Genomic DNA, 13776 nt, shown 5'->3' on the forward strand with positions numbered 1-13776 from the left:
TTACCGTCGCAACATGGCCGAATACCAGCACATCCGCGTCGACCGCACGGATGACGTCGTGCGGATCACCATGGACCGCGCCGCCCGGCGCAACTCGCTGTCCGCCGAGCACCTGGCGGAGCTGCTGACCGCGTTCCGCGAAGTCGCCGCGTCGGACGCGGTGGGTGTGGTGCTCGCGGGCGAAGGTCCGGTGTTCTCCGCCGGGCACGACTTCGCCGACGTGGCGGCCCGCGACCTGGAGGGCGTGCGTGACCTGCTGACGCTGTGCACGGATCTGATGCGCACGATCGAGTCCGTGCCGCAGGTCGTGATCGCGCGCGTGCACGGCCTCGCCACGGCGGCGGGCTGCCAGCTGATGGCGTCGTGCGACCTGGCCGTGGCCGCCGAGGAGGCCGCGTTCGCCCTGCCCGGCGGCAAGGGCGGCTGGTTCTGCCACACCCCGGCGGTCCCGGTGGCCCGCGCCATCGGCCGCAAGCGGCTGATGGAGATGGCGTTGACCGGTGACGCGGTGGACGCGCGCACCGCCGAGCAGTGGGGCTTGGTGAACCGCGTCGTGCCGCTCGCCGAGCTGGACGACGCCGTGGACGAGCTGATGCGCCGGGCCACCCGGGGCAGCCGGGCCGGCAAGGCTCTGGGCAAGCAGACGATCTACGCCCAACTCGACCGGCCCGAAGCCGACGCCTACGGCATCGCGGTGGAGGTGATGGCGGCGGCATCGCAGACCCCGGCAGCCAAGGAAGGCATGTCGTCCTTCCTGGAGAAGCGCCCTCCTGTCTGGACCGACTGACACCGCCCGGTTGCTCGGCTGACTCGGCTGACTCGGCTGCCCGCCCGGCTGGCCCGCCCGCCCGCCCGCCCGGCCGGGCGGGCGGGCCGGGCTCGGTTGGCCCGACTCACCCCGACCGAACTCGGCTGATCCAGCTAGCCCGGCTGCCCGGGTTGACCTGACTGATCTGGCTGACCGGCTGCCGACTGACCGGTTGTGCGGCTGGCTCGGCTGATCCAGCTAGCCCGACTGCCCGGCTGGCCCGGTTACCGGCTGACCGGTTGCTCGGTTGGCCCCGACCGAGTTCGGTTGATCCAGCGAGCTCGGCTGCTCGCCGCTCGGTTGTCCCGACTGGGCCCGGTTGCCCGGTTGATCCGGTAGGCCTGGCTGGTGCGGTTGGCGTGGGCTGGCCGGGGTTGGTCCGGTCAAGCCGGCTGACCGGCTAACCCGAGCACGAGGCAGGCGACGGAGAGGGCGAGGAACGTGCCGGGTGCGGCGATGTTGTGCCACACCCGGTGCCGCACGTGGACGCCGACCGCGCCTATGAAGAACACCACCAGCCCGGCCGCGGCCGCCGCCCCGACGGCAGGTGCCCCGACCAGGCCGAGGAGCAGGCCGACCGCGCCCGCCGCCTTCAGCGCGCCCAGGGCGGGCACCCACGAGAGCGGCACGTGGACCTCGGCCGAGTTCGCCAGGACGAAGTCCGCCCTCGCGAGATCGGCGATGGCGACGGCGGCGTTGGCCAGGATCGCGAGGACCGTGACGACGACGTGTGCGGTGGACATGAACCCCTCCGGACGTGCGGTGAGCAGGAGCGCCTACTCACCTGACGTACGGAAGGGGCGGGAGGTGACCGGGTCACCCGGTCCGCTTGTAGAACAACGTCGTCGGCCGCAGCACGCCGTCCGGGTCGGCGGCGTAGTCGGGGATGACGCCCGCCTCCGTCCAGCCGGCCCGCCGGTAGAGCCGCTCGGCGGCCGAACCCGTCTGCGTGTCCAGCACGAGCAGGGTCGCGCCGCGCTCGGCGGCGCCCCGTTCGGCCACGTCCAGCAGCGCCCGGCCGAGGCCGGAGCCGCGGGCGTCGCGGCGCACGAGCAGCTTGGCCACCTCGGCGCGGTGCGTGCCGTTGGCCGTGTCGGAGAACCGCACCTGGACCGTGCCGAGCACGTGCGCACCGGCCCGCGCCACCCACAGCGCCAGCACGCCGTCCGCGACCGGCGCGGCCCTGGACTGCCACCACGCGAGCGCCTGCTCGCGCGGCAGCGGCTTGACGAAGCCGACGGACGCGCCGCCTTCCACCGCGTCGACCAGCACGTCGGTCAACGCCTCCGCGCACGCCCGCACCTCGTCGGCGGTCAGCTCCGCGATCCCGGTGATGCCACCGGTCACGGCTGCGCGTGCTCGTGCAGCAGGAGCAGCGTGTAGGCGGCGATCGACTGGGCGTCGGTGATGTCGCCCCGCGCGATCATCGCCTCGAACTCGGCGCGCGGGAACCACGCCGAGCGCATGTCCTGCTCCTCGTGCTCCCGCTCGTGGAAGCCCTCCCGCAGGTCGGTGGCCAGGAACACCCGGCCGCGCTGGCTGGACATGCCCGGCGCGACGTCCAGCAGGCCGAGCTGCACCAGCTTGCCCGCCCGCAGCCCCGTCTCCTCCCGCAGCTCGCGCTCGGCCAGCACCATCGGGTCCTCGTCCGCCCGTTCGGGCGCGGTGCCCTGCGGGAACTCCCAGCGCCGCAGGCCGATCGGGTAGCGGAACTGCTCGACCAGCCGCAGCCGCTCGCCGTCCATGGGGATCACCAGCGCGAAGTCGGGCTTGTCGACCACGCCGTAGATGCCGGTGGTGCCGTCCGCGCGCCCGATGGCGTCCTCCCGGACCACCATCCACTGGTTCGCGTACACCTCACGCGATCCGAGGGTTTCCACGATCACTCTCCCTGTGCCGAAGGCTCCGGGTCGGCGCGCGATTCGGGCCAGTTCCGATCGCGCGCTGCCGTACGCGAAGTACACCACCACACGCGCGGTCGGCCGGACTCCGAAGGCCGATCGCGGCCGGCGTCACGGGCGGCCGGAACACCACGCGGTGGCGTGTGCGCGCTCTCGTCGACGGTCGAGCCGCCGGTCGAGCCACCTGTCGGGCCGACGGGCGTGGCGCGCGGGAGCGGGCGCGGCGGTGACACGTCGGCCGACGGTACCTGCCGCCGGGCCGGGCCCCGCACCCCGTAGCCTGTCGGCCGTGCGCCTCGTCATCGCTCGCTGCCAGGTCGACTACGTCGGACGCCTCACCGCCCATCTGCCGATGGCGCAGAGGCTGCTGCTGATCAAGGCGGACGGCTCGGTGTCGATCCACTCCGACGACCGCGCGTACAAGCCGTTGAACTGGATGAGCCCGCCGTGCTGGTTGATCGAGGACCCGGACATGTGGGTCGTGCAGAACAAGGCCGGCGAGAAGCTGATCATCACCCTGGCCGAGGTGCTGCACGACTCCAAGCACGAGCTCGGCCCGGAGCCCGGCCTGGTCAAGGACGGCGTCGAGGCGGACCTGCAGAAGCTGCTGGCCGAGCACGTCACCACGCTCGGCGACGGCTGGACCCTGGTGCGGCGCGAGTTCCCGACCCCGATCGGCCCGGTCGACCTGATGTGCCGCGACGCCAAGGGCGGCTCGGTGGCGGTCGAGATCAAGCGCCGCGGCGAGATCGACGGCGTCGAACAGCTGACCCGCTACCTGGAACTGCTCAACCGCGACCCGCTGCTGGCCCCGGTCCGCGGCGTGTTCGCCGCCCAGCAGATCAAGCCCCAGGCGCGCACCCTCGCCGAGGACCGGGGGATCCGCTGCGTCGTGCTGGACTACGACGCGCTGCGCGGCATCGAATCCGACGAGTTCCGCCTGTTCTGACCGATCGAGCGGCTCGCGTTCGCTGAGCGGGTCGGTCGTGTCGACCTCACCGGCTGGTCGGTCAGCTCCACGACCAGCGCTGGGTCGTGGTGTTCTCGTCGCAGGCGGCCACGTACGCGTCCGCGCCGCTCTGCCGCAGGCACTGCCCGGACAGCGCGTTGACCAGCAGGTTGGACCCGAACGAGTTGAGCACCGGCGTCCACTTCTGCTTGTTCGGCAGGGGACTGACGCAGAACTCGGTGAAGACCCGGCTGCCCGCGCCGTTCGGCGCGGACAGGCACCAGCCGCTGCGGGCGTTGATCACCCGGTAGTTGTTGCCCCCGCCGACGAACTCGAACGTCCACTGCTGGTTGCCGACGAAGTGGCAGGGATCGGGCCAGACGTACACGGTGGTGGTCGGCTGAGCAGCCGTGTTGTAGTGCTGATCCAGGCAGTCTGCGGTGCCGATGTTCTGAATCGTCACCGGTGCCGCGGCGCTCGCCGGCGCGGCGGGTGCCAGGAGGGTCGCGGCCGCCATCAGCAGGGCGGCGACGGCTGCCTTGATCGGTCGCAACGTCGCGTTCATCGGATTCCGCTCCTTTGCGTGGTGTCGTCGTCCGGCATTCCAGCAAAGCAGCAATCGGAGTTCTTCGGCACCCGCCTGACAATTCCCCCGCTGAAGATCATGGAATAGTCCGGTCGCACTTCGGGCGCCACGGCCGGGTCGTGCTCGGCTCACGTTCGGCGGCCCGGCCGACCAGGCTCCCGGATGATCCCGCTGCGGCGGGTCGGCCGGGACGACGGCCGGACGTGCGGACCGCAGTTTCGCGGGTTCGGCGGTAAGCCGTTCGGGTGCGTGGCAGGGCGGTTTTCGCGATATACGCTGACTTCCCCTTCAACGGGCCGGGAGGCGCGCGTGCGAAGACCACGAAGACGAAGATCCGGTTCGACCGTTCTGGTCCTGTCGGTTCTCGTGTCCGCACTGCCGGCGGTGGCGGCCTGCGTGTCGCAGGCGTCCGTGCCGCCGCCACCCGTCGTCGGGGCGTTGAGCTCCACCGCCGCGTCCCCTTCCGCCGCGCACCTCGCGGCGCAGCCCCCCGCCGGTCAGGCCGGTGGTGAGGTCCGGCTCAGCGGCGAGGGATATCCGGCACACGGTCGAGTGGTGTTCACCTTCCACGGCCACCGGATCGGTGATGTCACCGCCGACGCGGTCGGCCGGTTCACCGGTGTCCCGGTGCGGGTGCCCGACTCGTTCGGCGATTCCGCCCCCGGCACGCAGTTCACCATCGGCGCCACTTCCGGACCCGTCTACGCCGAGATGCTGTTCGTCCTCACCCGCTGACGCCGCGGCGCGCCCACCTGAGGTTTAGCCCCGGGTAGTTCAAACCGGCGAAGCGCGCCGGGGTGCACTACCGTCGGCTTGATCGGTTGTGCGGTAGTGGCTGGTCATGCGTGGTGCTGCGCGATGGTGTTCGGTTTGTTCGGATCAGGGGAGGTGGGCGGAGGTGCCCGTACTGGCCCAGGTGGACCTCAGGCTGGATGCCGGTCCGTTGGACTACACCTTGCTGGCGGTCTACTTCGTGTTCGTCCTCGGGATCGGCTTCCTGGCCCGCAGAGCGGTCTCGTCCAGCCTGGACTTCCTGCTCTCCGGCCGTTCGCTGCCCGCGTGGGTGACCGGTCTGGCGTTCATCTCCGCCAACCTCGGCGCGATCGAGCTGCTCGGCATGGCGGCCAACGGCGCCCAGTACGGCATGGCGACCGTGCACTACTACTGGATCGGCGCGATCCCGGCCATGGTGTTCCTCGGCCTGGTGATGATGCCGTTCTACTACGGCTCGAAGGTGCGCAGCGTCCCCGAGTTCCTGCGTCGCCGCTTCGGCAAGGGCGCGCACCTGGTCAACGCGATCAGCTTCGCCGTCGCCCAGGTGCTGATCGCGGGCGTGAACCTGTACGCGCTGGCGTTCCTGCTGAACCTGATGCTCGGCTGGCCGATCCCGCTGTCGGTGGTCATCGCGGCGGCGATCGTGCTGACGTACACGGCGCTGGGCGGCCTGTCCGCGGCCATCTACAACGAGGTGCTCCAGTTCTTCGTGATCGTGGCCGCGCTGCTGCCGCTGACGATCGTCGGCCTGCACAAGGTCGGCGGCTGGGACGGGCTGGTCGAGAAGGTCACCGGCGGTCCCGGTGGGGCGGAGCAGCTGTCGGCGTGGCCCGCGACGGAGCTGACCGGCATCGAGAACCCGGTGCTCAGCGTGATCGGCATCGTGTTCGGCCTCGGCTTCGTGCTGTCGTTCGGGTACTGGACGACGAACTTCGCCGAGGTGCAGCGCGCGCTGTCGGCCAAGAGCATGTCGGCCGCGCGGCGCACGCCGATCATCGGCGCGTACCCGAAGATGCTGATCCCGTTCGTGATCATCATCCCGGGCATCATCGCCGCGCTGGTGGTGCCGGAGATGGTCGCGCTCAAGGCCGGCGAGGACAGCGGCGGCGTCGTCTACAACAACGCGCTGCCCGCGCTGATCGGCGAACTGCTGCCCAACGGCATGCTGGGCATCGCGATCACGGGTCTGCTGGCGTCGTTCATGGCCGGTGTCGCGGCGAACGTGTCGTCGTTCAACACGGTGTTCACGTACGACCTGTGGCAGGACTACGTGAAGAAGGACCGCCCGGACGAGTACTACCTGCGGGTCGGGCGGCTGGCCACGATCGGCGGCACGGTGGTCGCCATCGGGACGGCGTTCCTCGCCGCCGGCTACGGCAACATCATGGACTACATCCAGGCGCTGTTCTCGTTCTTCAACGCGCCGCTGTTCGCCACGTTCATCCTGGCCATGTTCTGGAAGCGGATGTCGGCGGCGGCGGGCTGGGCCGGCCTGGTCGCGGGCACGCTCGGCGCGGTGGCGGTGTTCGTGCTCGCCGAGACCGGGGCGATCGACCTGCCGGGTCAGGGCGCGAGCTTCGTCGGCGCGGGCGTGGCGTTCGCGGTGGACATCGTGGTCAGCGTGGTGGTGACGATGTTCACCCGGCCGGTGCCGCAGGAACGGCTGGTCGGACTGGTCTACAGCCTCACGCCCAAGGCGGACCGCGTGCACTCCACCACGGGTGACGACGCCGGGTGGTACCGCTCGCCGCTGCTGCTCGGCATCGGCGTGCTGCTGCTGACCGCCGTGCTCAACATCATCTTCGGCTGAGGGAGGTCGTCGTGGCGCGCAAGGCCGGTCTGTTCGACCTGCGACTGGTGATCGCGGTCCTGTTCGCGGTGTACGGCGTGGTGCTGGTGGTGGTCGGACTCGGCTTCACCGACGAGGCCGACCTGGCCAAGGCCGATGGGCTCAACATCAACCTGTGGAGCGGCATCGGCATGGTCGTGCTGGCGGCGGTGTTCGCGGCCTGGGCGACCTTGCGGCCGGTCATCGTGCCCGAGGAGCCCGGTGCGGCCGATCTGTCGGCCGGGCGGCCGTCGGGCACGGAGGGGTAGGGCCGGTGCGACCGACCTGTCGGCGGGTCGGCACCTCGGGACCGGGGGGTCTGCCCGGTCAGCGCCTCGGGTAGACCGGGTTGAAGGCCTCCACCGTCCAGGTGTCGATCCAGCGGACGGCGCGGCGGATGCCGGGGCGGATGCGGGTGCGCATGCAGTGGTCCTCTCGTGATGCAGTCGGGGTGGCCCAGCGGGGAGCCACCCAGTTCAGCGCGTCGATCTTCTGAATCGTTCCCGAAGGCTGTCGTGAGGACGGACACAGGGTTCGTGCCACGAATGGAGCACACGGTCGCTACCGTGCACCTCGTGCCCCGTCTCGTCGCCGTGTTGAGCTCGATCCTGCTGCTGGCCGGCTGTGCCGGGGCGGATCTGGCCAAGCAGACCTTCCCTCGCACCACGATCCCGGCCAACGCCGAGAACGTGTCCGACCCGAGCGGGACGAGCCAGAAGTCGCCGCCGCCCGCGGACGGCGAGCCGGTCGACCCGGCGTTCGCCGCGGACAAGCTGCGGCTGGTCGACCCGTGCGAGCTGCTGGACGAGGACGTGCTGAAGCGGTTCGGCACGCCCGGCGACCGGTCGCGCAGCGGGTTCAGCCGGTGCTCGAACTTCATGAAGGACAAGGGTGGCAAGGACCTGGCCGTCACGGTCGAGGTCGGCCAGACCATGACCACCGAGCTGAAGAACGCGGACAAGCAGCTCGCCGGCCTGCGCAGCTACGAGCAGGTGCTGGAGAACAGCGCGTGCTTCGTCTCGGTGATCACGCAGGACGAGCCGGGCCTCGGCCTCACCGTGCAGATCGGGTACGAGGACGGCGACGCGTGCGCGCCGGGGCGCGAGATGGCCGAGGCGGTGGTCCGGCAGATCAAGGAGCGCTCGGCGACCCGGACACCCGCCAAGGGCTCGCTGATCACGCTCGACCCGTGCGTCCTGCCGGACAAGGCGGCGGTCGACGCGGCAGCGGGCGACGATTACCGTCTGTACCCGTACGGGCTGCACAACTGCGCGTGGGTCGGCGACGATCGCGAGCTGACGCTGGCGTTCCGCGAGGCGTACATCCCCGACGACCGCAAGTTCGACGACAAGCAGACCGACGTCGACCTGGGCGGCGGCGTGACCGGCTACCAGGTGTCCAGCAGCACGGCGTTCCCGTCGTGCGAGGTCAAGTGGGTGCAGCGGGTCGGCTCGGACAACGAGGGCGAGTTGGTCCAGGTCAAGTCGGCCGGACCCAAGGCGGCCGAGTTCGACCGCTGCGCGACGGCCGTGACGTTCGCCAAGGCGATCATCGGCAAGATCCCGAAGGGCTGAACGGGGGCTGACATCACCCCCTGTTACCCGTTACTGTCGAGTAACACCCGTGCTCGTGCTTGCGCTAGGAGGGTCCGATGACGCAGACCGTTCCCACGACTCCGGCGCGGGTCGACGACGGGCAGCGGCGGTTCGCCTCGCTCGACCCCCGCACCGGAGAGGTCGTCGACCACCACGTGGTGGCCTCGGAGGACGACGTCCGCGAGGCCGTGCGGGTGGCCCGGGAAGCCTCGGTGTTCTGGGCCGAGCTGGGGTACGACGGCAGGCGGGCGCGGTTGGACGCGTGGCGCAAGCTGCTGCTCAAGCGGTTGGACGAGTTCCAGGTGCTGATCAGCGCGGAGACCGGGAAGTCCGCCGACGACGCGCGGACCGAGCTGGCGCTGGTGATCGACCACCTGCACTGGGCCGCGAAGCACGCGCCCAAGGTGCTGGGCAAGCGCAAGGTCGCGCCCGGCATGTTGATGTACAACCACGCGGCGACGTTGGAGTACCGGCCGCTCGGCGTGGTCGGCGTGATCGGGCCGTGGAACTACCCGGCGTTCACGCCGATGGGATCCATCGCGTACGCGATGGCGGCGGGCAACGCGGTGGTGTTCAAGCCGTCCGAGTTCACGCCGGGCGTCGGGGTGTTCCTCGCGTCGACGTTCGCCGAGGTCGTGCCCGAGTTCCCGGTGCTCCAGGTGGTGACGGGGTTCGGCGAGACCGGCGCGGCGTTGTGCGCGTCCGGCGTGGACAAGCTGGCGTTCACCGGGTCGACGGCGACGGGCAAGAAGGTGATGGCGGCGTGCGCGACGTCGTTGACGCCGGTGCTGGTGGAGTGCGGTGGCAAGGACCCGCTGATCGTGGCCGAGGACGCGGACGTCCGGGCGGCGGCCGAAGGCGCGGTGTGGGGCGGGATATTCAACTCCGGGCAGACGTGCGCCGGGGTCGAGCGCGTCTACGTGGCCGACGCGGTGTACGACGAGTTCATCGGGCTGGTCGTGGAGAAGGCGAAGAAGCTGCGGCCCGGTGGCGAAGCCGACGCGCACTTCGGGCCGATCACCATGCCCAAGCAGGTCGACGTCATCCAGTCGCACGTGGCCGACGCGCTGGCGCGCGGCGGGCGGGCGGTGGTCGGGGGGCTGGAGTCGATCCGGCCGCCGTACGTCGAACCGGTGGTGTTGGTGGACGTGCCCGACGACTCGACGGCGGTGACCGAGGAGACGTTCGGCCCCACGCTGGTGGTGACCCGGGTGGCCGACGCCGACGAGGCGGTCCGGCGGGCGAACTCGCTGGCGTACGGGCTGGGCGCGTCGGTGTACTCGCGGAACCGGGGCGAGGAGCTGGCGGACAAGCTGCGGTGCGGCATGGTGTCGGTCAACTCGGTGTTGGCGTTCGCGTCGGTGCCCGGGCTGCCGTTCGGCGGGGTCGGCGACTCGGGGTTCGGGCGGATCCACGGTGAGGACGGGCTGCGGGAGTTCGCCTACGCCCACGCGGTGACCCGGAAGCGGTTCGGTGCCCTGCTGAACCCGATGACGTACGACCGCGGGTCCCGGACGATCCGGCACGTGGTGCGGCTGGTGCGCGTGCTCTACGGCCGCTGACCGCGAGAGTCCTACGTTCACGGCGCGCGTGTCCTACGTTCAGAACGCGTGAGTCCTACGTTCGGGACGCGTGAGTCCTACGTTCGGGACGCGTGAGTCCTACGTTCAGGATGGGTGAGCTGAACGTTCAGGACGTCGGGGTGCGTCCGGCTCGATTTGACATGGGGCCCTTACGGGCACCCCAGGCAGGCCAAAGCCGGCAGGCCCGGCGGGGAAGAGCGTCCCGCCGGGCCTGCCGGCTTCGACCAGCCTAAGGCACCCGAACCCATGTCAAATCGGGCCTCGGTGGGTGGGTGACGGGTTGGTCGTGGGTGGGTTCATCGGGGTGGGGGTTAGTTGGTGAGGGTTTGTTCCAGGTCGGTGAGGACTTCTTCGGCGGCGAGGACGCCCAGGCCCAGGAACCACGTTTCGTCGGCGACCGGCTTGGCGTGGTTGGTCTTGACGGCGTTCAGGGTTTGCCACAGCGGGCCGCCGAGGACCTGGCCCTGGGCGGTCTTCGACTGGTCGCCGTAGGTGCCGATCAGGATCCAGTCGCCGTCGGCTTGGGCGATCTGCTCCGTGCTCACCTCGACGGCCAGGTCGTCGGCCTGGCTGGCTTGCGGTTGGGGGATGCCCGCGTCGATCAGGATGGTGCCGATGAAGCTCTTCTTGGCGTAGAGCCTGATCTTGCCCGGCATGAAGCGGAGCATGGTGACGGTCGGGCGCTTGCCCGCCTTGGCCTCGATGCGCTCGCCGACCTCCTTGGCGTGGGTCTCGTAGTCGCCGATGAGCTTCTCGGCCTCGGCGGAGCGGTCGAGGGCGGCGGCGTTCAGGCGGAAGTTCTCCTTCCACGTGTAGCCGGGGCGGGCGGCGAAGACGGTCGGGGCGATGGCCGACAGCTTCGGGTACTGCTGTTCGGCGCGCAGCTGGGAGCCGATGATGAGATCGGGCTGGAGCTTCGCGATCGTCTCCAGGTTGAGGCTGGTGATGCCGCCCACGTTCTCCGGGGTGCCGGCCTGGTCGCCGATGTAGCCGGGCATGGTGGGCGCGCCGTCCGGGTAGGCGACGCCGACCGGCTTGATGCCCAGTGCGACGACGTTGTCCAGCTCGCCGCCGTCGAGGACGACGACGCGTTCCGGGCGCTTCTCGATCACGGTCTCGCCCATGGCGTGCTTGACGGTGCGGGGGAACTGGCCGGGTTGGGCGTCGGTGCCGAAACCGGCGCTCTTCTCGCCCGCCTGGCCGAACTCCGAGCCGCCCTGGGCCACGGCGGGCTTGTCGGTGGGCGTCTCGGTCTGGCCGCACGCCGCGAGGGCGAGGGCGACGGCGAGCACGGCCGCGATCCTGGTGTTCGACACTCCGGGGTTCCTCCACTACTCCAGGTCACTGACCTGCTGTTCTTAGGGTTGCCTCACCGTAGCTTCCGCTTTCGGGGCCGCTCACGGTGGAGTAGTAATGGGGTGATCAGCGTCGATCGGGAGGTCCACCCGTGAAGAAGATCATCAACGATCCGGCGACCGTGGTGGTCGACGCGTTGCGCGGGATGGCCCTCGCGCACGCCGACCTGCTGGAGGTCCGGTACGACCCGGCGGTGGTGCTGCGGGCGGACGCGCCGGTGTCGCGGAAGGTGGCCGTCATCTCCGGCGGTGGGTCCGGGCACGAGCCGTTGCACGGCGGGTTCGTCGGGCGGGGGATGCTCGACGCGGCTTGTCCCGGTCCGGTGTTCACGTCGCCGACCCCCGATCAGGTGGCGGCGGCGGTCGCGCGCACGGACGGTGGGGCGGGCGCGTTGTTGATCGTGAAGAACTACACGGGTGACGTGCTGAACTTCGAGACCGCCGGCGAGTTGGCGGCGGCCGACGGCGTGGACGTGCGGACCGTGGTCATCGATGACGACGTCGCGGTGAAGGACTCGCTGTACACGGCCGGTCGGCGTGGTGTGGGCGGGACCGTCCTGCTGGAGAAGATCGTCGGCGCGGCGGCTGAACGCGGGGTCGACCTGGACGGTTGCGAGGCGTTGGCGCGGCGGGTCGTCGGGCAGGTCAGGTCGATGGGCTTGGCGTTGACGGCCTGCACGGTGCCGCACGCGGGGGAGCCGTCGTTCACGCTGGCCGACGACGAGATGGAGCTGGGGATCGGCATCCACGGTGAGCCGGGCCGCCGGCGGGTGGCGGTGGGCACGGCGGACGAGATGGTGCGGGCCCTGCTCGAGCCGGTGCTGGAGGACCTGCCGTTCGGCGAGGGCGACCGGGTGCTGCTGTTCACCAACTCGATGGGCGGGACGCCGTTGATCGAGCTGTACTTGGCGCACGGGATCGCGGAGCGGTTGTTGGCGGAGCGGGGGATCGTCGTGGAGCGCCGGTTGGTCGGGCCGTACATCACCAGTCTGGAGATGCAGGGGATGAGCGTGACGTTGTTGAAGCTGGACGACGAGCTGGTCGAGCTGTGGGACGCGCCCGTGCACACCCCGGCGTTGCGGTGGGGCGTCTGATGGAGTGCACGGCGGAGTCGGTCGCGGAGGCGATGCGGGCGGTGGCCGCGGTCGTGGTCGAGCACCGCGAGGAGTTGAACCGGCTGGACCGCGAGATCGGTGACGGCGACCACGGCGAGAACCTGGCCAGGGGCCTGAGGGCGTTGGAGTCCAAACTGGACGAGGTGCCGTCGTCGCCCGGCGGGGTGCTGCGGTTGGCGGCCACGACGTTGATCTCGACGGTGGGCGGTGCCGCGGGGCCGCTGTACGGGACGGCGTTCCTGCGCGCGGCCACGTCGGTGGGCGATGTCGCTTCGGTGGACGGCGAGGCGGTGGCGGCGGCGTTGCGGGCGGCGTTGGACGGTGTGGTGGCCCGGGGTAAGGCGGCGTTGGGCGACAAGACGATGGTGGACGCGTTGACACCCGCCGTGGCCGCCGCGGAGTCCGTGGCCGTCACCGGCGGCGGGGTGGCGGAGGTGTTGGCGGCGGCTGCCGAGGCGGCGGAGATGGGCGCCGACTCGACGGTGCGGATGGTGGCGCGGAAGGGACGTGCGTCGTACCTGGGTGAGCGCAGTGAGGGGCACCTGGACCCCGGCGCGCGGTCGACGGCGCTGGTGCTGCGGACGTTGGCGGGCAGGGCGCGGTGATCGGGCTGGTGGTGGTGTCGCACAGCCGTCAGCTGGCCGCCGGGGTCGCGGAGCTGGCGGGGCAGATGGCTCCGTCGGTGGCGATCGTGCCGTCCGGGGGTGACGGGCAGGGAGGCCTGGGCACGGACTACGTGGCCGTCGGGGAGGCCATCACGCAGGCCGACTCCGGGTCCGGCGTCGTCGTTCTGTTCGATCTGGGCAGCGCGAAGATGGTGGCCGACATGGCTGCCGAGGAGGCGGAGGGCTCGGTCGTCGTGGTGGACGCGCCGCTGGTCGAGGGCGCGGTGGCGGCGGCGGTGCGGGCGCAGGGCGGCGCCGGGTTGGCGGAGGTGGCGGCGGCCGCGGTCGGCGCCGGGTCCGTGTCGGCGGCGTCGGTGGTGGACGGCGAGGTGGTGCGGGCGGACGTGGAGCTGACGAACCCGGTGGGGTTGCACGCGCGGCCGGCCGCGTTGGTGGCGCGGGCGTTGGCCCCGTTGGACGCCTCGGTGGTGGTGCGGTTCGGAGCCGAGTCGGCGGACGCCAAGAGCGTGCTGGCGTTGATGGGGTTGGGCGCTCCGGGTGGTGCGCGGGTGGAGGTCGTGGCTTCGGGCGCGGACGCGGCGGAAGCCGTGCGCAGGGTCCAGGAGCTGGCCGTGCGGGGGTTCGACGAGTGAGCTGGTGAGGCGCGCCTGGACCGA

The 13776-nt window shown here is 71.0% G+C and carries 15 protein-coding genes; 10 read left to right on the forward strand and 5 right to left on the reverse strand.

Going from position 1 to position 13776, the window contains the following annotated elements:
* The first annotated feature begins 13 nt into the window (after positions 1-13).
* The gene (locus EDD40_RS29165) at positions 14-787 is read left to right on the forward strand and encodes an enoyl-CoA hydratase-related protein (protein WP_123745765.1); all 774 of its coding nucleotides are present in this window, start codon (positions 14-16) and stop codon (positions 785-787) included.
* A 404-nt stretch (positions 788-1191) separates the two neighbouring features.
* Here the strand turns inward: EDD40_RS29165 and EDD40_RS29170 are convergent, their stop codons facing one another.
* The 3 genes from EDD40_RS29170 to EDD40_RS29180 form a co-directional block, all read right to left on the reverse strand.
* Entirely contained in the window at positions 1192-1551 is a 360-nt protein-coding gene (locus EDD40_RS29170) for a DoxX family protein (RefSeq protein WP_123745766.1), read from the reverse strand.
* A 73-nt stretch (positions 1552-1624) separates the two neighbouring features.
* On the reverse strand, positions 1625-2155 hold the full coding sequence (locus tag EDD40_RS29175) for a GNAT family N-acetyltransferase (RefSeq protein WP_246037884.1): 531 nt from the start codon (positions 2153-2155) through the stop codon (positions 1625-1627).
* Positions 2152-2688, reverse strand: coding sequence for an NUDIX domain-containing protein (locus EDD40_RS29180; protein ID WP_211348254.1), 537 nt, complete (start codon positions 2686-2688; stop codon positions 2152-2154). The genes EDD40_RS29175 and EDD40_RS29180 overlap by 4 nt, the downstream gene beginning before the upstream one ends.
* Positions 2689-2998: 310 nt before the next feature.
* On the opposite strand from EDD40_RS29180, the gene nucS reads away from it, so the two are divergent.
* The gene (gene nucS / locus EDD40_RS29185; protein WP_123745767.1) at positions 2999-3658 is read left to right on the forward strand and encodes an endonuclease NucS; all 660 of its coding nucleotides are present in this window, start codon (positions 2999-3001) and stop codon (positions 3656-3658) included.
* A gap of 61 nt (positions 3659-3719) precedes the next feature.
* Here the strand turns inward: nucS and EDD40_RS29190 are convergent, their stop codons facing one another.
* Complete coding sequence (locus EDD40_RS29190; RefSeq protein ID WP_123745768.1) at positions 3720-4223, reverse strand: RICIN domain-containing protein; 504 nt, start codon at positions 4221-4223, stop codon at positions 3720-3722.
* A gap of 387 nt (positions 4224-4610) precedes the next feature.
* Here EDD40_RS29190 and EDD40_RS29195 point away from each other — a divergent pair, with 387 nt between their 5' ends.
* The 5 genes from EDD40_RS29195 to EDD40_RS29215 all read left to right on the forward strand — a co-directional run bounded on the left by EDD40_RS29195 (position 4611) and on the right by EDD40_RS29215 (position 10003).
* Entirely contained in the window at positions 4611-4979 is a 369-nt protein-coding gene (locus EDD40_RS29195) for a hypothetical protein (protein ID WP_123745769.1), read from the forward strand.
* 163 nt (positions 4980-5142) lie between these two features.
* The gene (locus tag EDD40_RS29200; RefSeq protein ID WP_123745770.1) at positions 5143-6828 is read left to right on the forward strand and encodes a sodium:solute symporter family protein; all 1686 of its coding nucleotides are present in this window, start codon (positions 5143-5145) and stop codon (positions 6826-6828) included.
* Between the two features lie 11 nt (positions 6829-6839).
* Complete coding sequence (locus EDD40_RS29205) at positions 6840-7115, forward strand: hypothetical protein (RefSeq protein ID WP_123745771.1); 276 nt, start codon at positions 6840-6842, stop codon at positions 7113-7115.
* 306 nt (positions 7116-7421) lie between these two features.
* Entirely contained in the window at positions 7422-8420 is a 999-nt protein-coding gene (locus EDD40_RS29210) for a DUF3558 family protein (protein ID WP_170185230.1), read from the forward strand.
* Between the two features lie 77 nt (positions 8421-8497).
* Entirely contained in the window at positions 8498-10003 is a 1506-nt protein-coding gene (locus EDD40_RS29215) for an aldehyde dehydrogenase family protein (protein ID WP_123745773.1), read from the forward strand.
* 332 nt (positions 10004-10335) lie between these two features.
* Here EDD40_RS29215 and EDD40_RS29220 read toward each other — a convergent pair whose 3' ends face one another.
* Entirely contained in the window at positions 10336-11340 is a 1005-nt protein-coding gene (locus tag EDD40_RS29220; RefSeq protein WP_123745774.1) for an ABC transporter substrate-binding protein, read from the reverse strand.
* Between the two features lie 131 nt (positions 11341-11471).
* On the opposite strand from EDD40_RS29220, the gene dhaK reads away from it, so the two are divergent.
* Genes dhaK through dhaM form a run of 3 tightly spaced genes read left to right on the forward strand, consistent with a single transcriptional unit; the run spans position 11472 to position 13752 of the window.
* On the forward strand, positions 11472-12473 hold the full coding sequence (gene dhaK / locus EDD40_RS29225) for a dihydroxyacetone kinase subunit DhaK (RefSeq protein WP_123745775.1): 1002 nt from the start codon (positions 11472-11474) through the stop codon (positions 12471-12473).
* Positions 12473-13099 carry a dihydroxyacetone kinase subunit DhaL gene (gene dhaL, locus EDD40_RS29230; protein ID WP_123745776.1) on the forward strand — a complete coding sequence of 209 codons (627 nt, stop codon included), beginning with the start codon at positions 12473-12475 and terminating at the stop codon, positions 13097-13099. The genes dhaK and dhaL overlap by 1 nt, the downstream gene beginning before the upstream one ends.
* The gene (gene dhaM / locus EDD40_RS29235) at positions 13096-13752 is read left to right on the forward strand and encodes a dihydroxyacetone kinase phosphoryl donor subunit DhaM (protein ID WP_123745777.1); all 657 of its coding nucleotides are present in this window, start codon (positions 13096-13098) and stop codon (positions 13750-13752) included. The genes dhaL and dhaM overlap by 4 nt, the downstream gene beginning before the upstream one ends.
* Positions 13753-13776: the final 24 nt, after the last annotated feature.

The sequence above is a fragment of the Saccharothrix texasensis genome (assembly GCF_003752005.1).
Lineage (GTDB): Bacteria > Actinomycetota > Actinomycetes > Mycobacteriales > Pseudonocardiaceae > Actinosynnema > Actinosynnema texasense.

Coding starts and splice junctions, on each gene's coding strand:
- EDD40_RS29215 (WP_123745773.1), top strand. CDS start 8,498: ATGACGCAGACCGTTCCCACGACTCCGGCGCGGGTCGACGACGGGCAG.
- EDD40_RS29190 (WP_123745768.1), bottom strand. CDS start 4,223: ATGAACGCGACGTTGCGACCGATCAAGGCAGCCGTCGCCGCCCTGCTG.
- EDD40_RS29170 (WP_123745766.1), bottom strand. CDS start 1,551: ATGTCCACCGCACACGTCGTCGTCACGGTCCTCGCGATCCTGGCCAAC.
- EDD40_RS29165 (WP_123745765.1), top strand. CDS start 14: ATGGCCGAATACCAGCACATCCGCGTCGACCGCACGGATGACGTCGTG.
- dhaL (WP_123745776.1), top strand. CDS start 12,473: ATGGAGTGCACGGCGGAGTCGGTCGCGGAGGCGATGCGGGCGGTGGCC.